This is a genomic window from Serinicoccus marinus DSM 15273, assembly GCF_008386315.1.
Lineage (GTDB): Bacteria > Actinomycetota > Actinomycetes > Actinomycetales > Dermatophilaceae > Ornithinicoccus > Ornithinicoccus marinus.
Genome location: NZ_CP043808.1, coordinates 824,231 through 849,482 on the forward strand (window position 1 = coordinate 824,231; position 25,252 = coordinate 849,482).

Consider the following 25,252-nt stretch of genomic DNA (forward strand, 5'->3'; position numbering starts at 1 on the left):
CCGGAGGTGCCCTGCCCGCTCAGTGGTCGTGACCGCCCGGAGGCTCGCTCGGCGAGGTCGCGTCCCCCGTGTCTCCGGAGGCCGCGTCCCGCTGCTCCACCCAGGCGTCGACGTCCTCCCGCGGCGCGGCGTCCCGCTCCTCGAGCATGTCCTGCATGAGCAGGACCTCGCCGACCTGCGCGTCCACCATCTTCTGCGCGGCGAGGAGCACCTCCGGCTGCTGCGCCTGGTCGACCGCGGCCTGCGCCATGTCCACCCCGGAGAGGTGGTGCGTGGTCATGAGCTGGAGGAAGAGCACCTCGGCCTCCTCGCCCGAGGCCTCGCCGAGCTCCTGGATCTCGGTGGGGGAGGCCATACCGGGCATGGGCACGCCCGCGGGCAGGTCGGCCGTGTCGCCGTGGTCCATCCCCTCCATCGACGTCCCCGCCGACGACATCCAGGCCATCCGCTGCTCGCCCCGGGCCCGCGGCAGCCCCCAGTCGTCGAGCCAGGTCCCCATCATCCCGCGCTCGTAGCCCTGGGTGTTGCTGATGTCGACCGCCAGCCGGCGCACCGCCTCGTCGTCGGTCCGCTGCATGACCAACTGCGACATCTGGACCGCCTGCGCGTGGTGCTCGCTCATGTCGCGGGCGAAGCCGGCGTCCGCGCCGTCGTCCGGGGGGGTCCGCTCGCCGAAGGCCAGCCACCCCACGAGGGCGCCCAGGCACAGCGCCACGATGGTGACGGCGGCGAGCGCAGGGGCACCGAAGGTGCGCCACCGATCGGTCATCCGCGCTCCACGAGGTCCGTGCTCGTCCCGCTCGTGCACGCGGAACCGAGCTCGGGGGTGTCTGGCGCCAGCTTGTACTCCCGCACGAAGGCCTGCAGCAGCTTCTCGTCCGCCGAGTCCAGCTCGAGCTGGTGGTTCCAGGACGTCGCCATGACCGGCGACTCCTGGTCGGCGACCGGGCTGACCAGCATGTAGTCCTCCTCGCCGAGGGCGGTGATCACCTCGACCTGCTCCGCCGGGAGGTCGGGCTGGTAGGTCAACCAGACGGCCCCGTGCTCGAGCGAGTGCACGGCGTGCTCGGTCGGGACCTCTTCGGCGTAGACGCCGCAGTTCCACCAGGCCGGGTGGTGCGGGCCGCCCGGCGGCACCGCGGAGTCGTAGTCGATCTGCTCGGTGCGGTGGTCCGCGGCGGTGTTGTCGAAGTCCTTGACGGCCGACAGGTCGGCCAGCGCGGGCGAGTCCCGCACGACCGCGAAGACGACCGCCCCGACGATGACCACGACGATGGCCACCACCGACCCCCAGATGAGCAGCCCCCGGCGGCGCTCGGCGGCGGCGCCGGCTTTCTGGATCTTGGCCGCCTTCGCGGCGCGGTCGGAGGCCGCGGGCTTGCGGTCGGGTCGGGGCATCGGTGCGCTCCTGTGCGGATCGGTCGAGCTGGGGTGCCGACCCCAGCGTATGCCGTCGGGCTGGCGGGTTGCTGGGAAGCCTCCCAGGCTGGGTCTGCGACACTGACGGGCGTGACCCCCGGCACCCTCACCCGACGTCTGTGTGCCACGACACTGCTCGCCCAGGCGATGTCGGTCTTCTTCGGCACTCTCGTGGCCTGGCGCCTGGCCGGGACGACCGGGGACCCGCGGGCAGGGGCATACCTCTGGGGCGGGCTCGTGCTCACCGCTCTGTGCGTGCTCGCCGCCGGTGCGCTGCGCAGCCGGGTCGGGATCCTCCTGGGCTGGCTCGCGCAGTTCCTCACCCTGGCGGCCGGGCTCGTCCTGCCGGCCATGCTCGTCGTGGCCGGGCTCTTCGGTTTCCTCTGGTGGCTGTGCCTCAGCCAGGGGACGCGGATGGACCGGCTCACGGCGCAGCGGCAGGCGCAGGCCGACGACCCGGCGACCGACGACACCGCGACCGACAGGGAGAGCGAGTGAGATGGACCTGCTGAGCGCGATCGTGCTGGGGATCGTGCAGGGGCTGACGGAGTTCCTGCCGATCTCCTCCAGCGCGCACGTGTCGATCGTCGGGCGACTGCTGGGCGACGACGGCGCGGACCCGGGTGCCGCGTTCACCGCGATCACCCAGCTCGGCACCGAGGCGGCCGTGCTCCTCTACTTCTGGCGCGACATCGTCCGGATCGTCCGCGCCTGGTTCGCCGCGCTCGCCGGGCGCATCCCCCGCGACGACCCGGACGCCGTGCTCGGCTGGTGGGTCATCCTCGGCACCTTCCCCATCGGGATCCTGGGCCTGCTGCTGCAGGACTGGATCGAGACCGACCTGCGGAGCCTGTGGATCACGGCGACCATGCTGCTCGTCTTCGCGCTGGTCATCCTGGCCGCCGAGCGGGTGGGGCGTCAGGAGCGCGAGCTGCACCAGCTCACCTGGAAGCACGGCCTCGGCTTCGGCCTGTGGCAGGCGCTCGCACTGGTCCCGGGCGTCTCCCGCAGCGGCGGCACCATCGCCGGCGGCCTCTTCATGGGCTACACCCGCGAGGCCGCGGCCCGCTACTCCTTCCTGCTCGCGATCCCGGCCGTGCTCGCCTCCGGCGGGCTGCAGCTGGTCAAGGTCGTCACCGGGGACGCCATCGGGTCGGGGACGGGATGGGGCGCCATCGCGGTCGCCACGGTGCTCGCCTTCGGCGTGGGGTATGCCGTCATCGCCTGGTTCATGCGCTACATCACCACCCACACCTTCACGCCGTTCATGGTCTACCGGATCGTGCTGGCCCTCGTCCTCTTCGGCCTGCTGGGCCTCGGCGTGCTCGAGCCCTGACGTCGAGCAGCCGCCGCGACGGCCTACGCTGGGGCCCGTGACCGACACGACCGCCGCGCAGACCGAACGCTCTCTCGTCCTCGTCAAGCCGTACGGCTACCGTCGCGGCCTGTCCGGGGAGGTGCTGCGTCGCATCGAGGCCAAGGGCTACACGCTCACCGCCCTCGCCGTGCTCACCCCGACCCGGGCGCAGCTCGAGCAGCACTACGCCGAGCACGAGGGCAAGCCGTTCTACGAGCCGCTGCTGGAGTTCATGTCCTCCGGACCCGTGACGGCCGCCGTCATCGAGGGACAGGGCTGCATCCCCGGCTTCCGCTCCCTCGCGGGGGCCACCGACCCGACCGCGGCCGCGCCGGGCACCATCCGCGGCGACCACGGCCGCGACTGGGGACTCAAGGTGCAGCAGAACATCGTGCACGGCTCGGACAGTCCGGAGTCCGCGGAGCGCGAGATCGACATCTGGTTCCCGCAGGGCTGAGCGCGGGACCGTCGCCCCCCGCTGGGCACGGTCACCAGGGGATAGCCGGCCACCGCCGCGTAGGACGAGGTCACGCCGAGGAAGTTGTCGCCGTTGACCAGGTCGGTCATCCACGCGGGCCCGCCGGTCGGGGCGACGAGGGCGTCCGGCCAGGGCTCGTGGCTCCTGGACTCCTCGGCGCCGGACGGCATCGTCCAGGGAGCAGAGGCCGGGCCGGCCGCGCAGATACGTCACGATCCGATGTATCTGCGCGGTGAAGGGGTGCTCTGAGGGCCACCTGACCCCTAGGCTGGGACCCGCAGGGGACCGAGCCGGCCAAGGAGGCCTGATGACCCAGCGGGACGCCGTTGAGCTCTTCCTGCCCCCCGCGCTGCTGCGCCGTCACGACGCACGGCTCCTCGACCCGTCCAACGCCGCCCGGGAGCGGGCTCGTGACGGGTCGGCCCTCGCCGCACCGTCGGCGACGGCATACCGTGCCGGCCGGCTGCTGGTGAGCGGGTTGCTAGGCGTCTCCGCCGTGGACCGCATCGACGAGCTGGAGCGTGTCCTGCGCGCGGCCGGGTTCGAGGTGTCCCTGCGCCCCGACGTCGCCGACGAGGCCTTCACCCGGTGGCTGCTGCTGGCGGTCGAGACCGGGGCCGAGGACGGGGGAGGCAAGGAGTTCGAGCAGGTCCGGAGCGCGCCGATGGGTCCGGACGACCCGGTGACCCGCATCGACCCCGGGCTGCAGGTCGGTGCCCTGGGCGTCCGCGAGCTGGACGCCGGGTATGCCTCACGGGTGTTCGTCGTGCCGGGCGAGGGGGTCCGGGAGCCCGACCCGTGGACGCTGCTCCTGGCCGCGCGGGCGGCCGGGCTGAAGAACGTGGACCTGGAGCACCTCGTCATGCCCGGGACCGGAGGGCTCTACTGGGGTGGGCAGACCGGCGGGCTCTACTGGGGCGGCCAGACGGGCGGGCTCTACTGGGGTGGGCAGACCGGAGGGCTCTACTGGGGCGGACAGGGAGGGGTGCCGGGCGTGGCCCCCGACCGGACGCCGGTGCAGCTGGCGCTCTCCGACCCGACGAGGAAGCCGCGCGGTCGGCGAGCCCCGGTCGTCGTCATCCCGGACACGGGGCTCGGGGAGCACCCGTGGTTCGCGGGCGGCGACCTCGCCTCAGAGCGGCGCTCGCTGCTCGGTTGGCCCGTCCTGCCGGACGGCCGGCCCGATCCGTGGCCGGAGGGTACGGGTGTGGTCGACGAGCTGACCGGCGCGCTCGACCCGCTGTCCGGGCACGGCACCTTCATCGCCGGCGTCGTCCGGCAGGCCGCCCCGGGCGCGCGGATCGTCGCGCTCCCGGTGCTGGACTCCGCAGGGCTGGCGGCGGAGCAGGACGTGGTGCGCACGCTCGTCGTCCTGCTCGTCCTGCACCTCATCCGGCAGGAGCAGGGACGTGACGACTTCGGCGACGCCGGGGGCGTCGTGGACGTCCTCAACCTCTCGCTCGGCTTCTACCACCAGGACGGCGAGGTGAAGGAGCATCCGGTGCGGTCCCTGCTCGAGATCTTCGGCAGGTCCGGGGTGGGCGTCGTGGCCGCAGCGGGCAACCAGGCGACGAGGACCCCGATGTATCCCGCCGGGTGGGCGCTGCCCGCCGGGTCGACCCCGGACACCCGGAAGGCGGTGCCGCTCGTCTGCGTCGGCGCGCTCAACCCGGACCGGTGCTCGGTGGCGCTCTTCAGCAACGCCGGGCCGTGGGTCACGACCCACCGCCCGGGCGTCAACATCGTCAGCACCCTCCCGGTCACCTTCGACGCCTCGGCCCAACCCGCCCGCCGGGTCGGCACCGACCCGGGCACCCGGGCCACCCCGGACCCGGACGACTTCCGGGGCGGGTTCGGCGTCTGGAGCGGGACCAGCTTCGCCGCACCCTGGTTGGCCGGGCAGCTGGCAGACCATCTCGCGGCGCTGCTGGCGGCGGACGACGACGGGGACGCGGCGGCAGCACTGCGCGGCCGGGCAGGGGCGGCCCTGCACACCCTGCTGGTGGAGGAGGGACGATGCTGACCGACGACGAGCCGGAGGTGGGTGTCCAGGAGGATCCCCCTTCGCTCGGGGATCAGGCCGGGGCCTGCTTCCACCGGTACCGCGAGGGTCAGGACCAGGCGCTGGGTGAGCTCGTCGACCTGGCGAGCCCGCTGCTGTGGAACGTCGCGCGGGCCCACGGGTGCGACCGGGAGGCCGCCGAGGACGTGGTCCAGGACGTGTGGATCAGGCTGGTGGACCGGGCCGCCGACATCCGGGAGAGCGGTGCGGTGCTGGGGTGGCTCGTCATCGCGGTCAAGCGGGAGAGCTGGCGCACCGCCAAGGTGGCACGGCGCACCTCCTACGACCCGACGGGGACCGTCGACCCCGGTGAGACCGAGCCCGGTCCCGAGGCAGCCACCATCCTCACCGAGCGCCAGCAGGTGCTCTGGGCCGCGGTCCAGGAGCTCTCCGAACGGTGCCGGCAGCTGCTGCGCATCGTGGCCTTCTGCGACCGGCCGGACTACGACGAGATCTCGGCGGCGCTGGGCATGCCGAGAGGAAGCATCGGACCCACCCGTGGTCGGTGCCTGGACAAACTGCGACGGTCGCTGGCGGCCGACGACAGGTGGGAGGACCGATGACCTACGACGACCTCTCGTCGGCGCCGCTCGACGACTCCGACGTCGCCGTGCTGCACGACCTGCGCGAGACCGTGGACCGGCTCGACCCCTCCCCGGCCGGTCTCACCGACCGGATCAAGTTCGCCCTGACCGTGCGGGCGCTCCAGGCCGAGGTGGCCGAGCTCACGCGGGCACCGACGGCACTCACCCGGGGTGACGACGCCCAGGACGAGCCGGACCAGACGATGACGGTGACCTTCAGCACCGACTCCGTGAGCATCATGATCACGGTCAGCCCGCTGGGTGACGGCACGGCGCGCGTGGACGGCTGGCTCACCTGCGAGGTGTCCGAGGTGGAGCTGGCCCGACCGGACGGACGTCGCGACCGCGTCGAGGTCCAGGACGGACGGTTCGCCTTCGCCGCAGTGAGCACCGGCCCCGCCTACCTCGTGGTCCACCCCCTCGGTGACCGCACCGTCCTGACCCCCACCTTCACCATCTGACGTGGGCCGTCGGGCTCCGGCACGGGCGTCGCCCACGGCGGCCTCGCTCTTCGACGCCGGTCGGCAGGCCAACCTCGCGGGGCGGCCGGCCGAGGGCGAGCGGCTGCTCCGCCGGGCCTTGCGCTCGTTGGACCGGCACGCCGACGAGACGGTGCCCGGCATCGGCTCGGTGCGGGGTGGCGACGCAGGAGTGGTGGAGGCGCGCGTCCGGGTGCTGCTGTCGTTGAGCACCTCGCTCGTGCAACGGCACGGGGCGAGCCCCGCGCTCGAGGTCGCGACCAGCGCCCTCCACCTGGCCCAGGGACCGCTGCTCGGCGAGGAGGAGCAGATGCTCCTCATGACCAAGTGCCAGCTGCAGCTCGCGATGATCCACGGCCGCACCGGCCACGCCGACGCCGCGTTGAACCAGCTCGACCGTGCCCTGTGCTTCGTCGACCGGCTCGGACCCAGGGACCGCTTCCATCTGCTGCTCTCCCGCGGGGCAGCCCGCACCGACGGCCACGACCCCGGGGAGGCCGAGGCCGACTTCGTGGCCGCGGCCCAGATCGCTCACGACCACGGGTTCGCGATCGAGGAGTTCATGGCCCGGCACAACCTCGCGCAGGCCGTCTCGCTGCAGGGCGACCTGCCACGGGCGCTCCGGCTCTTCCGCGACATCGAGCGACTGGGCGGCGAGGCCTCGCTCGCGGTGGCCCTGCACGGGCGGGCGCGCACGCTCCTGGACGCCGGGCTCGTCACCGAGGCCCGGGAGCTGCTGCAGCGCGCGGTCGCGGAGGCCGTGCGGACCGGACAACGCCTCGTCGTCGGCGAGGTGCAGGTCGACCTGGCCGTCGCCGAGCTGATCGACGGCGACCAGGCGGCAGCGGCCCGCACCGCGGCGGGGGCACGCCGCTCCCTGCAGGGCCGCGCCCCAGGGGTGCGTCGGCGGGCCGAGCTGGTGCTCCTGGACGCCCGTCGTCGGCGTGGACGACGGCTCACGGAGGTGGCGCGCCGCGGTCTGGCCCTCGTCGAGGCCTTCGACCGCGACGGTGACCACGTCGCGGCCGACCTCGCCCGCCTGGTCGTCGCCGAGACCGAGGTGGACCGGGACCGGTCCGCCGAGGCCGTGCAGCTGCTGCGGGCCACCGCAGACCTCACCCACGCCGGGTCGCTCAGCATGCGGCTGCGGGCCCGAGGGGTGCTCGCCGCTGCCGCGCGGGCGGCTGACGACGCCGTCACCGCCCGTCGCCACCTGCGGGCGGCGCTGACCGACCTGACGCGGACCGTGGCCGGCAGCTCCAGCCTGGAGCTGCGCGCGGCGACCCATCACTACGCCCAGGGGCTCGCGGCGCTGGATCTGTCGGTGGCCCCCGACAGCTCCCGGGACCGGCTGCTGGCCGTCGAGCGCTGGCGCGAGGCGGCCAGCCGGTCGCCCGCCGTCCGGCCTCCTGCCGACCCGGAGCTGGCCAGGCGCACGACGGTGCTGCGCCACCTGCGCCAGCAGGTCCGGGACGACCTCGACCGGGCCCACCGGCTCCGACCCCGGTTGCGGGAGCTGGAGCGCTCGGTGGCCGCCCTGTCGTGGTCGGCACCCGGTGGCACGGCCGGGCGTGAGGTCGTCACGCGCCAGCAGCTGGGCCGGGCGCTGGGCCGGCTGCGGGAGCGGGACACCTCGCTCGTCTACCTCGTGGAGGCGTCCGGCACCCTGGTGGCCGAGGTCCTGGCACAGGGCAGGATGCGCACGGTCGAGCTGGGGCCGGTCGCTCCGGTGCGCGAGCTGGCGCAACGACTGGCGGCGGACCTGGAGACCGGCGCACGGTCCCACGGGTGGCCGATGGAGGAGCTGCTCCACCGGTCGCTGCGCCGCTCCGCGCGGATCCTCGACGACGCCACGCTCGCGCCGTTGCTGCTGGACGGACGCGTCCTCGTGGTGCCCACACCGAGCCTGGCCGCGGTGCCCTGGGGCATGCTCCCGAGCCGGTCCGGCCAACCCACCCCGGTGGCGCCGAGCCTCACCGCCTGGGCCCGACAGGAGCTCGCCGTCCCGGCCCCCACCGTGGTGGCCCTCTCCGGGCCGGAGCTGGCTCGGGCCCGGGACGAGGTCGCGCGGGTGGCACAGGCGTGGGGACCGACCCGGGCCACGCCGGTGGGCGATGCCGCCGCGCCGGACCTCGCCGCGGCGCTGGGCGGGGCCGACCTCGTCCACGTCGCCGCCCACGGGCGGCACCGCGACGACAGCCCGCTCTTCTCCTCGCTGTGGCTCGCCGACGGGCCCTACTTCCTCGCCGACCTGGAGCGCGAGGACCGCCGGGCCAGCCACGTGGTGCTCTCGGCCTGCGACTCGGGCCGGTCCCGCCACCGCGGCGGGTCGGCAGCCCTGGGCCTGGCGGCCGGCCTGCTGTGGCTGGGCGTCACCAGCGTCGTCGCCGCCCCCTGCAGGGTTCCCGACCAGGTCGCCGCCGAGCACTTTCCGGACTACCACCGGCTGCTCGTGGCGGGCCTACCCGCGGACGAGGCGCTGAGCCGCTCGGCGCAGCGGGCCCACCCGCTCGCGGGTGCCTTCGTGGCCTGGGGCGCGCCCTGGAGCGCCGCGCCGACGCCCGGGTGACGCTGCGTACGATGCCGGGGTGAGCATCGAGGCAGGACGGCGGGCGCGAGGGTCCTCGCTGCTCGGGCGGGACCTCGCCGTCGACCTCGGGACCGCCACGACGCAGGTGCACGTGCAGGGTCGGGGCGTCGTCCTCGACGAGCCGACCCTGGTCGCCGTGGACACCGGCACCGGTCGGCTCGTCGCCGCCGGCAGCAGCGCCCACGAGATGCTCGGGCGCACGCCGCAGCACGTGCTCACGCTGCGACCGCTCGCCGACGGCGTCATCAGCGACGGCGACCTCGCCGAGCAGCTGCTGCGGCACTTCCTGGAGCGGGTGCGTCCCACCCGGCTGGTGCGGCCACGGACCGTCGTGTGCCTGCCCGGTGGGATCACCGCCGTCGAGCGCCGCGCCCTCGAGGACGCCGCGATGCGGTGCGGGGCGCGCCGGGTCTACGCCCTGGAGGAGGCCATGGCCGCGGCCGTCGGTGCCGGGCTCCCGATCGAGGGCGCTGCGGCCACCATGGTCGTCGACCTCGGTGGTGGGACGACCGACGCGGCCGTCATCAGCCTCGGTGGGGTGGTGAACGCGCGCAGCCTCCGGGTCGGGGGCAACGAGGTGGACGAGGCCTTGGCCGAGGGGGTCCGCCGCGAGCACGACCTGCTCCTCGGGGAGCGGTCGGCGCAGCACATCACGCACGCGGTGGGATCGGTCTGGCCGGTCGCCGAGAGGCTGACGACCCGGGTGCGGGGACGTGACCTCGGCACCGGGCTGCCGCGGACGATCGAGCTCGGGAGCGAGGAGGTGCGGCGGATGATCGAGCCGGTCACCGCCCAGGTCGTCGAGGTGGTGCGCTCGGTGCTCGACGTGTGCCCGCCCGAGCTGTCCGGGGATCTCCTGGACACGGGGGTCACGCTCACCGGGGGTGGGGCGCTGCTCCGGGGCTGGGCCGAGCGGCTGCGGCACGAGCTCGGGGTGCCGGTGCGGCTGGCCGAGGACCCGCAGCGCGCGGTCATCCGCGGGGCCGGGGCCTGCGTCGACGACATGGGCGCGCTCCGACAGGTCCTGACGCGTCGGGCCGCGACGCCGGCCTGATGCGTCGGCTCACCCTGGTCTCGGTGCTGCTGGCGGGGGCGACCGCCGCGGCGATCGTGGTCGACCTCGCCCGCCCGGGACTCGCCGACCCCGTCCGCGAGGCGGTGGCCGTCGCGGCGGCCCCCGCGCAACGGGTGCTCGCCGGGTGGGACGACGGGGAGCTGGCCCGGCTGAGCGAGGAGCGCAACGAGCTGGCGGCGCAGGTGGACCGGCTGGAGGCACGGGAGCGCGACGTCGTCGAGCTGGACGCGCTGGCGCGCTCGAGCACGGTGGCCGCGGTGGACCGCCAGCTGCTGCCCGCGCGGGTGGTCGCCTTCGCCTCCGGCAGCTCCCCGGTCGGGTCACGGACCGTCACCGTCGACGTCGGCCGCGAGGACGGCCTCGCGCCGGACCAGACCGTCGTGAGCGTCGACGGGCTCGTGGGTCGGGTCCTGCGGGTGGCCCCCCGCAGCGCCGACGTGCTGCTGCTCGGCGACGCGCAGGTCGTCGTCGGGGTGCGCTTCGGCGACGAGGGCGCGCTGGGCGACGTCCAGGCGGGCACCCCGCCCGAGCTGCCCCCGCGGGGCCACGGTGAGCTGACGCTCACCGCGCTCGGGGACAGCGAGATCGCCGTCGGGGACGAGGTGACCACCCTCGGGAGTCCGGACGACATCCCCTACGTCGCAGGCATACCGCTCGGCACGGTGACCGACGTCGACCCCGACCGGGGACAGCTCGGCCGGACCGCCGTGGTCCGGCCGCACGTGGACACCGACACCCTGGACCTCGTCGCCGTCGTGACGGTGGCGGACGGATGATCCGCGTCCTCGGACCGACGGTGCGCGCCCTGCTGCTGGTGCTCGCGGTGCTGCTGCCGAGCGCGTGGCCCGCCGGACTGGCGCGGCCCGACCTCGTCCTGCTCGTCGTGGCCGCTGCCGCACTGCTGCACCGCCCGCAGGTGGGTCTGCTCGTCGGGCTGGTGGGGGGCTGGCTCGTCGACCTCGTCCCTCCGGGCGGCGAGCCGCTGGGGGCGAGCGCGCTCGGCTATGCCGCCGTGGGTCTCGGCCTGGGATGGGTCCGGCGGGCGCTCGTGATCTCCCCGCTCCTGCCGTGGGCGGCCACCGCGCTCGCCGCGGCCCTCGTGCTCGGGGTGCGTGGCGTCGGCGCGGCTGCCGGTCTCGGGAGGGCGCTGCCCGGTGAGCTCGTCTGGTCGTGGGTGGTCACCATGCTCGTCGCGGTGCTCGCCCTGCCCGTGCTCATGTCGCTCGAGCGGTGGATGACGGCACGGGGGTGGGCATGAGCCCGTCGCCTCCGCGCCGGGGTCGACCCGCCCCGGTGCGGGTGCCCCGGCCGACGGTGACCCCGCCCCGCGTCCGGCGCCGTCGCTCGACGCGCCCGCTGTGGGCCGCCGTCGTCGTGGTGCTCCTGCTCGGCGGGGTCCTCCTCGGGCGCCTCGGCCAGGTGCAGCTGACCCGGCACGAGCAGCTCGCGACGCAGGCCGCGGAGGTGAGCACCCGTGAGGTGGTCACCCCCGCCCTGCGCGGCCGCGTGCTGGCGGCGGACGGCACCCCCGTCGTGACCAACACCGCCTCGTCCGTCGTCACCGTCGACCCGCAGGTCCTGCTGGAGGCCGAGGACGAGGGCCGGGCGCTGATCGCCTCGGTCGCCGCCGCCCTCCGGCTGCCGGAGGAGGAGCTGTGGGGCCGCACCCGGGTGTGCGGCACCGAGGGTGCGCCGCCCGTGCCCGCGTGCTTCAGCGGGTCGCCCTACCAGCCGGTCCCGATCGTCGACGATGTCGACCCGGTCGACGCCCTCGCCCTGCTCGAGCGGCCCGAGGACTACCCCGGGGTCAGGGTCGACAGCATCCCCGTCCGGGACTACCCGGCACCGGAGGGGATCAACGCGGCGCACCTGACGGGCTACCTCGGTCGGGTGACCGCGGCCGAGGTCGAGGCGGCGGACGGGGCGCTCGACCCCGAGGCCTGGGTGGGGCGCGCCGGACTCGAGGCGGTCTACGACGCGGGGGTGCGCGGGACGGCCGGCCGGACCACGGTGACCGTCGACCCGCGGGGCGTGGTCACCGGCACCCTCGAGCGGACCGACCCCGTGCAGGGGGCGGACCTGCGGACCCACCTCGACGTGGAGGTCCAGGCGGCGAGCGAGACCGCCCTGGTCGAGGCGGTCCGGGCCGCCCGTCGGGCGGGTGCGCCCGCGACCAGCGGCGCCGCGGTCGTGCTCCGCCCGGACACCGGCGCCGTGGTGGCCGCGGCCAGCTTCCCCACCTACGACCCCGGCCTGTGGACGCGCGGCGTGAGCGCGCGGGAGTACGACCGGCTTCTCGATCCCGACCGGGGGGCGCCCCTGGTCAACCGGCTCGTCGCGGAGACCTTCCCGCCCGCGTCCACCTTCAAGGTCGTCACGCTGCCCGCAGCGCTGCAGACCGGCATCGACCCCGAGGGGGAGTATGCCTGCCCGGGCGCCGTGACCATCGCCGGGCAGCGGTTCACCAACTACGAGTCGGAGGCCTACGGCGAGATCGACCTGCCGCGCATCCTCGAGGTCTCCTGCGACACGACGTTCTACCGGTGGGCCTACGACCACTGGCGCCAGCTCGGCGGCCTGGGCGGCGGCGCGGAGGCCGACGCCCGGGACCGCTTCCTCGCGGTGGCCCGTGGGTTCGGGCTCGGGCAGCGCACCGGGGTCGACCTGCCCGGCGAGGTCGCGGGCACGCTGCCGTCGCGGGCGTGGAAGCAGGACTACTGGGAGACCACCCGGGAGGACACCTGCGCGCGTGCCGAGGAGGGCTACCCGGAGGTCGAGGACGAGGACCGTCGGGAGTTCCTCGAGCAGCTGGCGGAGGAGAACTGCGTCGACGGGGGCCAGTGGCGGCCGGGGGACGCGGCCAACTTCTCCATCGGGCAGGGCGACGTCGCGACCACCCCGCTGCAGATGGCCGTCGTCTACGCCGCCGTCGCCAACGGCGGCCGGCTCGTGACCCCGCAGCTGGCCGACGCTCTGGTGCACGTCGACGGCACCGTGGTCGAGGAGCTGGAGCGGCCCGACCAGGGCAGTGTGTCGCTGGAGGACGAGACCTGGCAGATCCTGCGCTCGGGCCTCGAGGCGGTCGTCACCGACGGCACCGGCGCCGCCGCCTTCGCCGGCTGGCCGCAGGAGGCATACCCGCTGGCCGGCAAGACCGGGTCGGCCGAGTCCTTCGGGCAGGACGCGACCTCGTGGTTCGCGTCCTACGGCCCGGTCGAGGACCCGGAGTACGTCGTGCTCGTCATGGTCGAGCAGGGCGGCATCGGGTCCGACGTCGCGGCACCGGCCGCGCGGGCCATCTGGGAGACGTTGCGCGAGCAGGAGGGACGATGACGACGACACCGGACCCCGTCACGATCCGTGACGCCACCGGCGCCGACGCGGCGGGCTGCGCGGCGATCTACGCGCCCTACGTCCGGGACACCGCGGTCACCTTCGAGACCGACCCGCCGGACGACGTCGCCCTCGCCGGCCGCATCGCTGCCGCGCAGGACCGGCACGCGTGGCTGGTCGCCGAGCGGGACGGTGAGCTCCTCGGGTATGCCTACGCCGGCACCTACCGGCCCCGGCGCGCCTACGCCCGGACCGCGGAGACCAGCGTCTACCTGGTGCCCGAGGTGGTGGGAGCTGCCGCTCGCCGAGGACGTCGCGGAGCCCTGAGGGGTTCGGAGGCCGACCCTGGTTGCCGTAGGGTCGACGCGTGAGCGAGCCGACGTCCACCGACCCCATCAGCCCCGAGCTCCGTGCCGACGTCCGACGGGTCTCCACCCTGCTCGGGCAGTCGCTCGTGCGGCACCACGGGCAAGAGCTCCTCGACGCCGTGGAGGAGGTGCGGCTCGCCGCCAAGGCCAGCAAGGAGGGGGACGAGCAGGCCGCCGCCGACGTCCGCCGGGTCCTCTCCGGCCTCCCGCTGGACCAGGCGACCGACCTCGTCCGGGCGTTCTCGGCATACTTCCACCTGGCGAACGCCGCCGAGCAGGTGCACCGGGTGCGCACCCACGCGGCCCGCAGCGAGGACGAGGGCTGGTTGACCTCCGCGGTCCGGGACGTCGTCGAGCACGGCGGCCCCGAGTTGCTGGCCAGCAGCGTCGCCGAGCTGGACATGCGGCCGGTCTTCACCGCGCACCCGACCGAGGCGTCGCGGCGCAGCGTGCTGACCAAGATCCGGCACCTGTCCGACCTGCTCGCGACGACCACCGAGCCGGAGACCCTCGCGCGGCGGCGCCAGGACCGCGAGCTGGGCGAGCTGGTCGACCTGATCTGGCAGACCGACGAGCTGCGGCAGAATCGCCCGACCCCGCTCGACGAGGCGCGCAACGCGATGTACTACCTCGACGAGGTGCTCACCACGACGATGCCGAACCTGCTCGGGCACCTGTCCGACCTGCTCGCCGAGCAGGGCGTCCGCATGGATGCCTCCCGCTCGCCGCTGCGCTTCGGCAGCTGGATCGGCGGGGACCGGGACGGCAACCCCTACGTCACGCCGGCGGTCACCCGCGAGGTGCTCACGCTGCAGGGCACGCATGCCATGAAGGTCGCGCTCGCGCTGGTCGATGTGCTGATCTCGCAGGTCTCCTCCTCCACCCTGGTCGTCGACGTCGAGGAGGAGCTCCTGGCGTCGGTGCGCGAGGACCTCGCGCACCTGCCCGGCCTCGACAAGCGGGTGCTTGAGCTGAACGCCCAGGAGCCCTACCGGCTCAAGCTGACCTGCGTACGGGCCAAGCTGCTCAACACGCGCCGTCGCTTCGACGCGGGCACGCCGCACGAGGAGGGACGCGACTACGCCTCGGTGGACGAGGTCGTCGCCGACCTGCAGGTGGTCGCCGACTCGCTGCGCCGGCACGGCGGGGAGCTGGTCGCCGACGGGCGGCTGGCGCACGCGACTCAGACCATCGCCTCCACCGGCCTGCACCTGGCGACGCTCGACGTGCGCGAGCACTCCGAGAAGCACCACGAGACGCTGGCGCCGATGCTGGACGCCGCCGGGGCTGCGGGAGAGGCGGGCTACGACGCGCTGGACCGCGAGGAGCGGCTGGAGCTGCTCGGCGCCGAGCTCGGCTCGCGCCGCCCGCTGCTCACCCGGGCGGCACCCCGGGAGAAGACGCTGGCCGTCTTCGACGAGATCCGGCAGGCGGTCGCGACCTACGGTGAGGACGTCGTCGAGACCTACATCATCTCGATGACGCAGGGACCAGACGACGTGTTGGCGGCGGCCGTGCTCGCGCGGGAGGCCGGGCTCGTCGACCTGCACGGCGACGCCGGGGGCGAGGGCGCCTTCGCGCTCATCGGCTTCGCGCCGCTGCTGGAGACGATCGACGAGCTCCGCGGTGCCGCGGCGCTGGTCGACTCGATGCTGTCCACCCCGGCATACCGCGAGCTGGTGCGGCTGCGCGGGGACGTCCAGGAGGTCATGCTCGGCTACTCCGACTCCAACAAGCAGGCGGGCGTGCTCACCAGCCAGTGGGGCATCCACCAGGCGCAGCGGGCGCTGCGCGACGTCGCGGCGAAGCACGGCGTGCGGCTGCGGCTCTTCCACGGTCGCGGCGGCTCGGTCGGCCGCGGCGGCGGCCCGACCTACGACGCCATCCTCGCCCAGCCCAACGGGGTGCTGGAGGGCGACATCAAGTTCACCGAGCAGGGTGAGGTCATCTCCGACAAGTACTCGCTGCCGGCCCTCGCGCAGGAGAACCTGGAGCTGTCTCTCGCCGCGGTCCTGCGCGCCTCCGCGCTGCACCGCGACCCACGGACCACCGCCGAGGAGCGGGAGCGCTACGGCGCGGTCATGGACGTGGCCAGCGACGCCGCCTTCGCGGCCTACCGCAGCCTCATCGACGACGAGGACCTGCCGGCCTACTTCGTCGCGGCGACGCCGGTCGACCAGCTGGGCGCGCTCAACATCGGCTCCCGCCCGAGCAAGCGGCCGGACACCGGCAAGGGCCTGGACGGGCTGCGGGCGATCCCGTGGGTCTTCGGCTGGACCCAGACCCGGCAGATCGTCCCGGGGTGGTTCGGCGTCGGCTCCGGGCTGCGGGCGGCGCGCGAGGCCGGGCACGGCGAGACGCTGCACGAGATGCTGGAGCACTGGCACTTCTTCCGCTCGGTGATCTCCAACGTCGAGATGACCGTCGCCAAGACCGACCTCGGCATCGCGGCGCACTACGTCGACACCCTCGTGCCGGAGGAGCTGCGGCACGTCTTCGCGGCCATCCGCGAGGAGTTCGAGCTCACCGTCACCGAGCTCAAGGCGCTGACGGGGGAGGATGACCTGCTCGACGACCAGCCGGTGCTCAAGCGCACGCTGGCCGTCCGGGACAACTACCTCGACCCGATCTCCTACCTGCAGGTGGAGCTGCTGCGCCGGCTGCGCGAGCGGCCGGACGACACGGCCTCGGCCGACGAGGGGGCGGCCGGACCCGGCGACGACGAGGTCGACGAGCTGCAGCGTGCGCTGCTCGTGACCGTCAACGGGGTGGCGGCAGGTCTGCGCAACACCGGCTGAGAGGGCCGGTGCCGGCGCTGCGTGAGAGCATCGGGTCATGCCCGAGGGACACACGCTGCACCGGCTCGCCCGCGCCCTCGACTCCGCCTACGGTGGCACGACGCCGCAGGTCAGCAGCCCGCAGGGCCGCTTCGCGCAGGAGGCCGCCGTCCTGGACGGGCAGGTCGTGGACGGGTCGTGGGCCCACGGCAAGCTGCTCTTCGTCGACTTCGCGCAGGGGCGCAGCCTCTACGTCCACCTCGGGCTCATCGGCAAGTGGTTCGTGCTGCCGGTGGAGCCGCCAGGCAGCGAGCCGCCCGCGACCGGGCAGGTGCGGCTGCGGCTGCTCTCGGACACCCGGGTCGCCGACCTGCGCGGCCCGATGGCCTGCGAGCTCGTGGACGAGGCGGAGGTGGACCGGCTGGTGCGGCGGCAGGGGCCGGACCCGCTGCAGCCGGTGGGCGGGCTGAACGACCCGGACGAGGCATACCGGAAGATCCGCCGCTCGGGCAAGACCGTCGCCGAGCTGCTCATGGTCCAGACGGTGCTCGCCGGGGTGGGCAACATCTATCGCTGCGAGGTGCTGTGGCGGCACCGGTTGCACCCGCTCAAGCCCGGCCGCTCGCTCAAGCCGGCATCCTGGCAGCTCATCTGGGAGGACCTCGTGCGGCTTATGCCGCTGGGGGTGCGGACCGGCACGATCATCACCCTCGACGACGTGGCTGCGGACACCGAGGCGGCCCTGGAGCGCGGCGAGCTGCCCGACGTGCCCCGCGAGTTCGCCGTCTACAAGCGCACCGGTCAGCCGTGCCTGCGCTGCGGCGCGAGCATCCGGCACAAGGTCGTCGCCGGCCGCAACCTCTTCTGGTGCGGCAACTGCCAGCGCCGCACCTGAGGTCCCCTCCCGCCTGAGCAGAGAGATGTGCCCGAGGCAGGCGCTGCAACCCCCGCGTGGCACACCCTTCTCTGCTCAGGCTCCGGTCTACGTGCCTTCCTCTGCTCAGGTCCACCTGCGGATACTGCACCTGTGGACAAGTCCGGCGCTGAGTCGTCGCGGCGCGGCAGGCTGGTCCCATGAGGGGCGACGCGATGGACCCGCGGGTGGGTCGGCTGCTGGAGGTGCACCCGCACGGGCTCACGACGGCCCACCTGCACCGTGCCGGTGTGTCCGACACGGTCATCCGGAGCCAGGTCGCCGCGGGGGTGCTCCTCCGCCTGCGCCGGGAGGTCCTCGTCGACCGGCGGGTATGGGAGGCGTCGCCCCCGCGGGAGCGTCATCGCCTGCGCGCGCTCGCGGTCGCGGGTTCGCTGACGTCGCTGGGCACCGAACCTGGGCAGGTCGCACTCAGCCACCGCAGCGGGCTGGTGGTTCAGGACCTGGACGTGCACGGTCTCGACGACGAGGTCCACGGGAGCCGCGTGGGCTGCGGCCGTGGCCACCGCTCGGGAGGCCTGTGGGTGCACGCGCCGGTGCCGCCGGGACAGGTCACCGACCAGGACGGTATACCCGTGGTCCGGCCCGCGCTCGCCAGCCTCCAGGAGGCCGTCGTGCACGGCGCCGAGTGCGGGCTGGTCGCCGCCGACTCGGCCCTGCGGGTCGGCGCCGCGACCCCGGAGGAGCTCCGCTCCCTGGTCGACCTGTCGTGCCTGCGGCGTGACCGGCCTGCAGCGTGCCTGGTGGCCGACCTGGCCGACGGCAGCCGGGAGAGCGCCGGGGAGTCACGCACGGCCTGGCTGCTGCACCTGCTCGACCTCGAGGTCGAGTGCCAGGTCGAGATCTACGACCCCGCCGGCTGGCTGGTGGCGCGGTCGGACTTCCGGATCAAGGGCACGAACGTCCTGCTGGAGTTCGACGGCCGGGTGAAGTACGACGACCGGGACGTGCTCATGGCTGAGAAGGTGCGCGAGGACCGGCTGCGGGAGCTGGGCTACGAGGTCGTGCGACTCACCTGGGCAGACCTGGCCACGCCGGGGCTCGTGCGGGCCAAGATCCGGCAGGCCCTCGCGCGGGCGTCCCTCCGCCGACCGGCCTGAGCGCTGGTGCGCCGGGGCCGCCGGTGCTTCCGGTCCCGCCGGGGCCGCCGGTGCTTCCGGTCTCGCCAGGGCCGCTGGTGCTTCCGGTCCCGCCTGAGCAGAGAAGGCTGGCCCAGGCAGGGGTTGCAGCGCGTGCGTCGGGCACGTTTCTCTGCTCAGGTCGGGTGGGGGTGGCTGTGTCCCTGCTGAGCAGAGAAATCTGGCCCAGGCAGGGGTTGCAACCTGTGCGTCGGGCACGTTTATCTGCTCAGGTCGGCGATGGGCGGGTGCGGGCCGGAGTGGGCGGCCGCGGGGGCACGGTGGCGCCCGGCGGGGGTGGCTCAGCGCGGCCAGACCTGGGCGCGCCAGGCATACCGGGTGGGGCCGGCGCTGTCGCCGGCGCCGTCGGTGCTGCCCAGGATCATGCCGAGCAGCTCGCGCGGGGAGGGGTAGTCGTCGTCCAGCGCGGCGAGGTACTGCCGGTGCGCCTCCAGCGAGGCGACGCCGCGCTCGAAGGTGTCGGTGACGTCGACCTCGTGCGTGGGGGTATGCCCGGCCGAGGACGCGATCCAGCGCACCCCGTCCCACGGCTCGTGGCCCTCGGTGACCAGCTCGGGGAAGATCCACCGGTTGCCCGCCGCGGGCACGGCGTCGATGACGCTCAGGCCGACGACGCGGTGGTCGGCCTGGTTGAGCCCACCGCCCGGGAAGGTCTCGGCGTGCGTGATGGTGGTCACCACCTCGGGCCGCACCTCCCGGATCACCCGGGCGAGCTCGCGCCGCAGCCGCAGGCCGGCCTCCAGCACCCCGTCGGAGAAGCCGTCGAGGAAGCGCACGTCCACGACGCCCACCTCGCGGGCGCCGTCCCGCTCCTCCTGCTCGCGGACCGGGCCGGCCTCCTCCGGCGGCATCGTGGCGATGCCGGCCTCCCCGCGCGTGACGAGCAGGTAGGTGACCTCCTTGCCCTCGGCGGTCCACCGGGCCACCGCCGCGGCCGTGCCGTACTCCAGGTCGTCGGGGTGGGCGGCAATGCACAGCGCCCGCTGCCAGTCCGTGGGGAAGGTCTCCAGGCTCATGCCAGCATCTCTAGCACGGCCTTCTCCAGGTCACGCGTCCGGGCCGCCGGTGAGCGGTGCCGCCGCCGCGCCACCTCGGCGATCGTCGTGCCGCTCTCGTAGAGGTCGATGACGCGCGGGTCGATGTAGGACGAGCGCGCGACGGTCGGGGTGTTGCCGAGGTATGCCGCCACCTCGTCCACAGCGGCCTTCACCGCTCTCTTCCGCGAGGCCTGGGTGTCGCCCGCCTCCTCCGAGAGCGCCAGCGAGGTCGCCGCCAGCACCGTCGCGTGCCAGGTCCGGAAGTCCTTGGCGGTCAGCTCGCCCCCGAGCAGCTCGTCGAGGTAGAGGTTGACCGCGGCGGCGTCGAGGTCGATCCAGCGGCGCCCGTCCTGGTAGGCCAGCAGCCGCTGCCCGGACCGGCGCCGCCGCATCCGGTCCAGCGCCGCGATGACGTCGGCATCGTCGATCTCGACCGTGTGCTCGACGCCGGACTTGCCCACGAAGCGGAAGACCAGCACGTCACCCCGGGCGCGGACGTGCCGGCGCTCCAGCGTGGTGAGGCCGAAGCTGCCGTGCGCGTCGGTGTAGACGTCGCTGCCGATGCGGAAGTAGCCCAGGTCCAGCAGCCGCACGGCGACCGCCTCGGCGCGCTCGGCGGGCATACCCTCCTGCGCCAGGTCACGGGCCACCCGACGTCGCGCCGCGGGCAGCTCGGCCGCCGCCGCGAGCACCCGGTCGAACTTCATCCGGTCCCGCTTCTCCCGCCAGGCCGGGTGGTAGAGGTACTGCCGCCGTCCGGCGTCGTCGGTGCCGACCGCCTGGAGGTGCCCCTGCGGGTGCGGGCAGATCCAGACGTCCTGCCAGGCCGGCGGGATGGCCAGCGCCTTGACCCGCTCGACCTCCTCGTCCGGCAGCCGCTCGCCCTTGGCGTCCAGGTAGGTGAACCCACGCCCGGAACGTCGGCGGGTCCAGCCGGGCGAGCTGGGGGAGACGGTGCGCAACCGGGGCATACGCGCAGATTAGGGCCGATCCCGCCCCACTGATAACCTGAACGGTGCCGTCATGACGGCCGCGGATTCGAGAGTGCCCCGGTGAACAGGCCCGGGTTGGCGCCGCGCAACAACACGAAGGAGTCGCCCATGGCGATCGACACTGCCGCCAAGCAGGACATCATCAAGGAATACGCCACGACCGAGGGCGACACCGGGTCCCCTGAGGTCCAGGTCGCGCTGCTGACCGCCCGCATCAAGGAGCTCACCGAGCACTCCCGCGAGCACAAGCACGACCACCACAGCCGCCGCGGCCTGCTGCTGCTGGTCGGCAAGCGCAAGCGGCTGCTGCGCTACCTCGAGGAGATCGACATCGAGCGCTACCGGTCGCTGATCAAGCGACTCGGCCTGCGCCGCTGAGACTTCGCCTGGGAGCGGTTCCCGTCACGGGGACCGCTCCTTCGCGTATGAGGTGGGGGGCCGACGCGCGTCCCTCACCAGCAGGACCGGCCGGGCACAACGATGATGCCCCGCGCCGTGAGCAGAGTTGAGCAGAAAAGGAGGGCCCATGGAGGGTCCAGAGATCACCTTCGCCGAAGCCGCCATCGACAACGGCTCCTTCGGCATCCGCACCGTCCGGTTCGAGACCGGGCGCCTGGCCAAGCAGGCCGGCGGCTCCGTCACCGCCTACCTCGACGACGACACCATGCTGCTGTCGACCACCACGGCCGGCAAGCACCCCAAGGACCACTTCGACTTCTTCCCGCTGACGGTGGACGTCGAGGAGAAGATGTATGCCCTCGGCAAGATCCCGGGCAGCTTCTTCCGCCGTGAGGGTCGCCCGTCCACGGACGCGATCCTCACCTGCCGGCTGATCGACCGCCCGCTGCGCCCGACCTTCGCCAAGGGGCTGCGCAACGAGGTCCAGGTCGTCATCACCGTGCTGTCCCTCAACCCCGAGCACCAGTACGACGTGCTCGCGATCAACGCGGCCTCCGCGTCCACCCAGATCTCGGGCCTGCCCTTCAGCGGCCCGATCGGCGCGACGCGGATCTCCCTCATCGACGGGCAGTGGGTGGCCTTCCCGAACTTCTCCGACGCCGAGCGCTCGACCTTCGACATGGTCGTCGCCGGGCGGGTCGTCGACGGTGACGACGTGGCCATCATGATGGTCGAGGCCGAGTCCACCGAGGCGACCTGGGACCTGGTGAAGTCCGAGGGCAAGCAGGCCCCGACCGAGGAGGTCGTGGCTCAGGGCCTCGAGGAGTCCAAGAAGTTCATCAAGGCCCTCTGCGACGCTCAGGCCCAGCTCGCCCAGGAGTCCGCCAAGGAGGTCCAGGAGTTCCCGCGCTTCCTCGACTACGAGGACGACGCCTACTCCGCCGTCGAGGAAGCCACCAGCGGTGACCTCGCCACGGCGCTGCAGATCGCCGGCAAGGCCGAGCGCGACGACCGCGTCGACGAAATCAAGGCCGCCATGATGACCCGGCTGGCCGGCGACGACGACGGGTCGGGCGCCGCCTTCGCCGGTCGCGAGAAGGAGCTGTCCGCGGCCTACCGCGCCGTGCAGAAGAAGCTCATCCGTGAGCGCATCCTGCGCGACGAGGTCCGTATCGACGGTCGCGGGCTCAAGGACATCCGTGCCCTGTCCGCCGAGGTCGAGGTCATCCCGCGGGCGCACGGCTCGGCGATCTTCGAGCGCGGCGAGACCCAGATCATGGGCGTGACCACGCTCAACATGCTGCGCATGGAGCAGCAGCTGGACACCCTCTCCCCGGTGTCCCGCAAGCGCTACATGCACAACTACAACTTCCCGCCCTACTCGACCGGTGAGACCGGTCGCGTCGGCTCGCCCAAGCGGCGCGAGATCGGCCACGGCGCGCTCGCCGAGCGGGCCCTCATGCCGGTGCTGCCGGCGCGCGAAGAGTTCCCCTACGCGATCCGCCAGGTGTCCGAGGCGCTCGGCTCCAACGGCTCGACCTCGATGGGCTCGGTCTGCGCGTCCACGATGTCGCTGCTCAACGCTGGTGTGCCGCTGCGCGCGCCGGTGGCGGGCATCGCGATGGGACTGGTCTCGGCGGAGATCAAGAACGACGCCGGGACGTCCGAGACGAAGTATGCCGCGCTGACCGACATCCTCGGCGCCGAGGACGCCTTCGGCGACATGGACTTCAAGGTCGCCGGCACCAAGGAGTTCGTCACCGCGATCCAGCTGGACACCAAGCTCGACGGCATCCCCGCCGACGTGCTCGCCGGCGCCCTGACCCAGGCCCGCGACGCGCGTCTGCACATCCTGGACGTCATGAACGAGGCGATCGACGCCCCGGACGAGATGAGCCCCTACGCCCCGCGGGTGATCTCGGTGCGCGTGCCCACCGACAAGATCGGCGAGGTCATCGGCCCGAAGGGCAAGATGATCAACCAGATCCAGGAGGACACCGGCGCCGACATCTCGATCGAGGACGACGGCACCGTCTACATCGGCGCGACCGACGGCCCCTCGGCCGAGGCCGCGCGGGCGGCGATCAACGCGATCGCCAACCCGCAGATGCCGGAGGTCGGCGAGCGCTTCCTCGGGACCGTGGTCAAGACCACGACCTTCGGGGCGTTCGTGTCGCTGCTGCCGGGCAAGGACGGGCTGCTGCACATCTCCGAGATCCGCAAGCTCGTCGGTGGCCAGCGCATCGACGCGGTCGAGGACGTGCTGGGCGTGGGCCAGAAGGTCCAGGTCGAGCTCAAGGAGATCGACCCCCGCGGCAAGCTCTCGCTCGCGGCGGTCGTCGCGCAGGAGCAGGGCGCGTCGGGCGAGGGCCAGACCCCGGCCCCGGAGCAGGGGCAGCCCGCCGGTGACGCCGGGGAGCCCAGCCGTGCGGACGACGCCGAGGCGCCCGAGGTGACCGAGCCGGCCACCAGCGGTGACGCCGACGGCGGCGACGCCGACGGCGGTGACGCCTCCGGGAGCGACGCCTCCGGGAGCGACGCCGAGGGCGAGGGCGGCGAGCGTCCGCGTCGTCAGCGCCGCCGTCGGGGCGGCCGTGGTCGTGGCGGCAACGGTGGTGGCACCGGCGCCGCCTCGGACTCCGCCGAGTCGGACGGCTCCGGCTCCGAGGTCTGATCGACCTGAGGCGCGGCACGACGCTGCCGCAGGCATGACGTGAGGAAGGGCGGGCCCGATCGGGCCCGCCCTTCCTGCGCGTGTGTCGTCGTCCGGCTGCTCAGGCCAGCGCCTTGCGCCGGATCCTGGGTGCGGGGGCGTCGACGTGCCAGCGCATCTCCATCCGGGTGCGGCCGGTGGTGTCGGTGACCGGGACCCACGTGAGGGCCCGGGTCGCGCGCGTGGTGTCGGTCCGCAGGGAGCGAACGGTCGCCATGGGGTCCACCTCCTCCGAGAGATGAGTCTCGGCTCGAATCGTTCATCTGCTGTTCACCGAGCATACCCCAGAGTTCACCGAGAAGTGAACAGAAGGTGAACGCGCGTCGTCGTCACGTTCAGGATGTGGCGGGGGTGGCGGCTGTGGTGCCCACGGAGCGCACGACGGCGCTGACGACCGCCTCCAACGGGCCGCGTCGACCGACGGCCACCAGCATGGCGCCCACCACCAGCGCGAGGAGGCTGTGCGCCAGCAGACCGGTCGAGGTGTCCGGCGCCCAGGGGCCGGCGTCGCCCAGGGGTGTGGCCAGCAGCACGACGTGTGCCGAGTAGAGGCTGAGGGTGGCGCGACCGGCTCCCGCGAGCAGGGCCCAGGGCAGGACGGAGAACACGCGGACCAGGATGAGGCAGCACCCGAGCACGAACGTCGCCGCTGCGGTCGTGTGCACGAGGTCCACGACGCTGCCGCTGTGCCTCGCCCAGACGCCGAGCCACCAGGGACTGCCCTCGGGGTGGGTGCCGTAGAAGCCGGTGCGCCGCTGGTGGTCGAGCACTGCCCAGTCGCCTGGGCCGAGCCCGACCGTGGCCAGCAGCGAGGTGCGCACCTCCTCGCTGCGTGTGACCAGCCTCGAGACGCCGAGGGCGAGCACCGCGGTCGCCCCGGAGGCGAGGACGAGGGGTCGGGTGACCCGAGTGCCGGGGCCGCGGTCGTGCAGGACGCGGCCCACCGCCATCCCGGCGAAGAGGTAGGTCGCCCAGGTGAGGACCGGGTAGTAGCCGGTGACGAGCAGCTCGCCGAGGAGCTGGAGCGGCCCCGTGAGCAGCGTGGCCAGGGACGGCACGGCCAGCGTGGGCTCGGGCAGCGCCGAGCGCAAGGTCAGGCTGAGCACCGGGCTGAGGAGCCCCCAGGCGAGTGCCAGCCAGGCCAATGGTGCCGCCCGCCAGGAGAGCACCGGCAGGGCGCAGCAGAAGAGCAGGCCGTAGTACGTGAGGATCACCGCGATCCCGGAGCTGGGCAGTCCCAGCAGCAGCCCCAGGCCGCCGACGAGCGCGGCGCGGACCAGGACCCGGCGGCGGTGGAGGCGCGGATCGGCCAGCACCTCGGTCCGGGGCGAGGCCAGGACGAGGCTCACCCCGGCCAGGACGGCGAAGAGCGCGGAGGAGCGACCCGCGACGGTCTGGAACACCCAGCTCACCCCACCGGGCCCGGGCCCCTCCTGCTCGACCAGGTGGGCGGCGAACATCCCCAGCAGCGCGAGCGTGCGCGCCAGATCCACCCCCACCAACCGGCCGGCCACGT

General features: G+C 73.7%; 23 protein-coding genes. 17 read left to right on the forward strand and 6 right to left on the reverse strand.

The annotated features are described in order from the left end of the window. Nucleotides 1-19: 19 nt before the first annotated feature. Both FU792_RS04050 and FU792_RS04055 read right to left on the reverse strand, forming a co-directional pair. Nucleotides 20-769, reverse strand: a complete 750-nt coding sequence (locus tag FU792_RS04050) for a DUF305 domain-containing protein (RefSeq protein ID WP_084485083.1) — start codon at nucleotides 767-769, stop codon at nucleotides 20-22. Beyond that, entirely contained in the window at nucleotides 766-1,398 is a 633-nt protein-coding gene (locus tag FU792_RS04055; protein ID WP_022924239.1) for a DUF3105 domain-containing protein, read from the reverse strand. The genes FU792_RS04050 and FU792_RS04055 overlap by 4 nt, the downstream gene beginning before the upstream one ends. A gap of 111 nt (nucleotides 1,399-1,509) precedes the next feature. Between FU792_RS04055 and FU792_RS04060 the strand changes: the two genes are divergently transcribed. From FU792_RS04060 to FU792_RS04130, 15 genes are all read left to right on the forward strand, one after another. Then, nucleotides 1,510-1,917, forward strand: a complete 408-nt coding sequence (locus FU792_RS04060) for a DUF4233 domain-containing protein (protein WP_237739994.1) — start codon at nucleotides 1,510-1,512, stop codon at nucleotides 1,915-1,917. A 1-nt stretch (nucleotide 1,918) separates the two neighbouring features. Continuing rightward, entirely contained in the window at nucleotides 1,919-2,755 is an 837-nt protein-coding gene (locus FU792_RS04065; RefSeq protein WP_022924237.1) for an undecaprenyl-diphosphate phosphatase, read from the forward strand. Between the two features lie 37 nt (nucleotides 2,756-2,792). After that, nucleotides 2,793-3,233 (forward strand): nucleoside-diphosphate kinase, encoded by a 441-nt coding sequence (gene ndk, locus FU792_RS04070; RefSeq protein WP_149814562.1) that lies wholly within the window; start codon nucleotides 2,793-2,795, stop codon nucleotides 3,231-3,233. Between the two features lie 328 nt (nucleotides 3,234-3,561). Continuing rightward, nucleotides 3,562-5,277 (forward strand): S8 family serine peptidase, encoded by a 1,716-nt coding sequence (locus FU792_RS04075; RefSeq protein WP_022924234.1) that lies wholly within the window; start codon nucleotides 3,562-3,564, stop codon nucleotides 5,275-5,277. Further along, the gene (locus tag FU792_RS04080; protein WP_052327759.1) at nucleotides 5,271-5,879 is read left to right on the forward strand and encodes an RNA polymerase sigma factor; all 609 of its coding nucleotides are present in this window, start codon (nucleotides 5,271-5,273) and stop codon (nucleotides 5,877-5,879) included. Before FU792_RS04075 ends, FU792_RS04080 begins: the two co-directional genes overlap by 7 nt. Further along, a complete protein-coding gene (locus tag FU792_RS04085; RefSeq protein WP_022924232.1) occupies nucleotides 5,876-6,361 on the forward strand; it encodes a hypothetical protein in 486 nt (161 codons plus the stop codon). The genes FU792_RS04080 and FU792_RS04085 overlap by 4 nt, the downstream gene beginning before the upstream one ends. Nucleotide 6,362: 1 nt before the next feature. Then, the gene (locus tag FU792_RS04090) at nucleotides 6,363-8,948 is read left to right on the forward strand and encodes a CHAT domain-containing protein (RefSeq protein ID WP_022924231.1); all 2,586 of its coding nucleotides are present in this window, start codon (nucleotides 6,363-6,365) and stop codon (nucleotides 8,946-8,948) included. A 19-nt stretch (nucleotides 8,949-8,967) separates the two neighbouring features. After that, entirely contained in the window at nucleotides 8,968-10,023 is a 1,056-nt protein-coding gene (gene mreB / locus FU792_RS04095; RefSeq protein ID WP_022924230.1) for a rod shape-determining protein, read from the forward strand. Continuing rightward, complete coding sequence (gene mreC / locus FU792_RS04100; RefSeq protein WP_022924229.1) at nucleotides 10,023-10,820, forward strand: rod shape-determining protein MreC; 798 nt, start codon at nucleotides 10,023-10,025, stop codon at nucleotides 10,818-10,820. Before mreB ends, mreC begins: the two co-directional genes overlap by 1 nt. Then, the gene (gene mreD / locus FU792_RS04105) at nucleotides 10,817-11,302 is read left to right on the forward strand and encodes a rod shape-determining protein MreD (RefSeq protein ID WP_022924228.1); all 486 of its coding nucleotides are present in this window, start codon (nucleotides 10,817-10,819) and stop codon (nucleotides 11,300-11,302) included. The genes mreC and mreD overlap by 4 nt, the downstream gene beginning before the upstream one ends. Beyond that, nucleotides 11,299-13,377, forward strand: coding sequence for a penicillin-binding protein 2 (gene mrdA, locus FU792_RS04110; protein ID WP_237739993.1), 2,079 nt, complete (start codon nucleotides 11,299-11,301; stop codon nucleotides 13,375-13,377). Before mreD ends, mrdA begins: the two co-directional genes overlap by 4 nt. Next, on the forward strand, nucleotides 13,374-13,748 hold the full coding sequence (locus tag FU792_RS04115) for a GNAT family N-acetyltransferase (RefSeq protein WP_022924226.1): 375 nt from the start codon (nucleotides 13,374-13,376) through the stop codon (nucleotides 13,746-13,748). Before mrdA ends, FU792_RS04115 begins: the two co-directional genes overlap by 4 nt. After that, nucleotides 13,745-16,543: a phosphoenolpyruvate carboxylase gene (ppc, locus tag FU792_RS04120; RefSeq protein ID WP_022924225.1), complete on the forward strand. Its 2,799-nt coding sequence runs from the start codon at nucleotides 13,745-13,747 to the stop codon at nucleotides 16,541-16,543. Before FU792_RS04115 ends, ppc begins: the two co-directional genes overlap by 4 nt. Nucleotides 16,544-16,580: 37 nt before the next feature. Further along, nucleotides 16,581-17,417, forward strand: a complete 837-nt coding sequence (locus FU792_RS04125; protein ID WP_022924224.1) for an Fpg/Nei family DNA glycosylase — start codon at nucleotides 16,581-16,583, stop codon at nucleotides 17,415-17,417. A gap of 179 nt (nucleotides 17,418-17,596) precedes the next feature. Further along, entirely contained in the window at nucleotides 17,597-18,556 is a 960-nt protein-coding gene (locus FU792_RS04130; protein WP_149814563.1) for a hypothetical protein, read from the forward strand. Between the two features lie 320 nt (nucleotides 18,557-18,876). Here the strand turns inward: FU792_RS04130 and FU792_RS04135 are convergent, their stop codons facing one another. Then, a complete protein-coding gene (locus FU792_RS04135) occupies nucleotides 18,877-19,611 on the reverse strand; it encodes a PIG-L deacetylase family protein (RefSeq protein WP_022924222.1) in 735 nt (244 codons plus the stop codon). Beyond that, complete coding sequence (locus FU792_RS04140; RefSeq protein WP_022924221.1) at nucleotides 19,608-20,603, reverse strand: DNA topoisomerase IB; 996 nt, start codon at nucleotides 20,601-20,603, stop codon at nucleotides 19,608-19,610. Before FU792_RS04140 ends, FU792_RS04135 begins: the two co-directional genes overlap by 4 nt. A gap of 129 nt (nucleotides 20,604-20,732) precedes the next feature. Here FU792_RS04140 and rpsO point away from each other — a divergent pair, with 129 nt between their 5' ends. Together rpsO and FU792_RS04150 are read left to right on the forward strand one after the other, a co-directional pair. Beyond that, nucleotides 20,733-21,002, forward strand: coding sequence for a 30S ribosomal protein S15 (rpsO, locus tag FU792_RS04145; RefSeq protein ID WP_022924220.1), 270 nt, complete (start codon nucleotides 20,733-20,735; stop codon nucleotides 21,000-21,002). Between the two features lie 148 nt (nucleotides 21,003-21,150). Next, entirely contained in the window at nucleotides 21,151-23,697 is a 2,547-nt protein-coding gene (locus tag FU792_RS04150) for a polyribonucleotide nucleotidyltransferase (RefSeq protein ID WP_022924219.1), read from the forward strand. A gap of 100 nt (nucleotides 23,698-23,797) precedes the next feature. Here the strand turns inward: FU792_RS04150 and FU792_RS16625 are convergent, their stop codons facing one another. Together FU792_RS16625 and FU792_RS04155 are read right to left on the reverse strand one after the other, a co-directional pair. Continuing rightward, nucleotides 23,798-23,953 carry a hypothetical protein gene (locus tag FU792_RS16625; RefSeq protein WP_022924218.1) on the reverse strand — a complete coding sequence of 52 codons (156 nt, stop codon included), beginning with the start codon at nucleotides 23,951-23,953 and terminating at the stop codon, nucleotides 23,798-23,800. A 118-nt stretch (nucleotides 23,954-24,071) separates the two neighbouring features. Next, on the reverse strand, nucleotides 24,072-25,250 hold the full coding sequence (locus FU792_RS04155) for a heparan-alpha-glucosaminide N-acetyltransferase domain-containing protein (RefSeq protein ID WP_022924217.1): 1,179 nt from the start codon (nucleotides 25,248-25,250) through the stop codon (nucleotides 24,072-24,074). Between the last annotated feature and the right edge of the window lie 2 nt (nucleotides 25,251-25,252).

Bases quoted from the DNA above. Each gene is read 5' to 3' on its own strand.
- FU792_RS04050 (WP_084485083.1), bottom strand. From the start codon at position 769: ATGACCGATCGGTGGCGCACCTTCGGTGCCCCTGCGCTCGCCGCCGTC.
- FU792_RS04055 (WP_022924239.1), bottom strand. From the start codon at position 1,398: ATGCCCCGACCCGACCGCAAGCCCGCGGCCTCCGACCGCGCCGCGAAG.
- FU792_RS04065 (WP_022924237.1), top strand. From the start codon at position 1,919: ATGGACCTGCTGAGCGCGATCGTGCTGGGGATCGTGCAGGGGCTGACG.
- FU792_RS04075 (WP_022924234.1), top strand. From the start codon at position 3,562: ATGACCCAGCGGGACGCCGTTGAGCTCTTCCTGCCCCCCGCGCTGCTG.
- FU792_RS04080 (WP_052327759.1), top strand. From the start codon at position 5,271: ATGCTGACCGACGACGAGCCGGAGGTGGGTGTCCAGGAGGATCCCCCT.
- FU792_RS04085 (WP_022924232.1), top strand. From the start codon at position 5,876: ATGACCTACGACGACCTCTCGTCGGCGCCGCTCGACGACTCCGACGTC.
- mreC (WP_022924229.1), top strand. From the start codon at position 10,023: ATGCGTCGGCTCACCCTGGTCTCGGTGCTGCTGGCGGGGGCGACCGCC.
- mreD (WP_022924228.1), top strand. From the start codon at position 10,817: ATGATCCGCGTCCTCGGACCGACGGTGCGCGCCCTGCTGCTGGTGCTC.
- mrdA (WP_237739993.1), top strand. From the start codon at position 11,299: ATGAGCCCGTCGCCTCCGCGCCGGGGTCGACCCGCCCCGGTGCGGGTG.
- FU792_RS04115 (WP_022924226.1), top strand. From the start codon at position 13,374: ATGACGACGACACCGGACCCCGTCACGATCCGTGACGCCACCGGCGCC.
- FU792_RS04125 (WP_022924224.1), top strand. From the start codon at position 16,581: ATGCCCGAGGGACACACGCTGCACCGGCTCGCCCGCGCCCTCGACTCC.
- FU792_RS04130 (WP_149814563.1), top strand. From the start codon at position 17,597: ATGAGGGGCGACGCGATGGACCCGCGGGTGGGTCGGCTGCTGGAGGTG.
- FU792_RS04135 (WP_022924222.1), bottom strand. From the start codon at position 19,611: ATGAGCCTGGAGACCTTCCCCACGGACTGGCAGCGGGCGCTGTGCATT.
- FU792_RS04140 (WP_022924221.1), bottom strand. From the start codon at position 20,603: ATGCCCCGGTTGCGCACCGTCTCCCCCAGCTCGCCCGGCTGGACCCGC.
- rpsO (WP_022924220.1), top strand. From the start codon at position 20,733: ATGGCGATCGACACTGCCGCCAAGCAGGACATCATCAAGGAATACGCC.
- FU792_RS04150 (WP_022924219.1), top strand. From the start codon at position 21,151: ATGGAGGGTCCAGAGATCACCTTCGCCGAAGCCGCCATCGACAACGGC.
- FU792_RS16625 (WP_022924218.1), bottom strand. From the start codon at position 23,953: ATGGCGACCGTTCGCTCCCTGCGGACCGACACCACGCGCGCGACCCGG.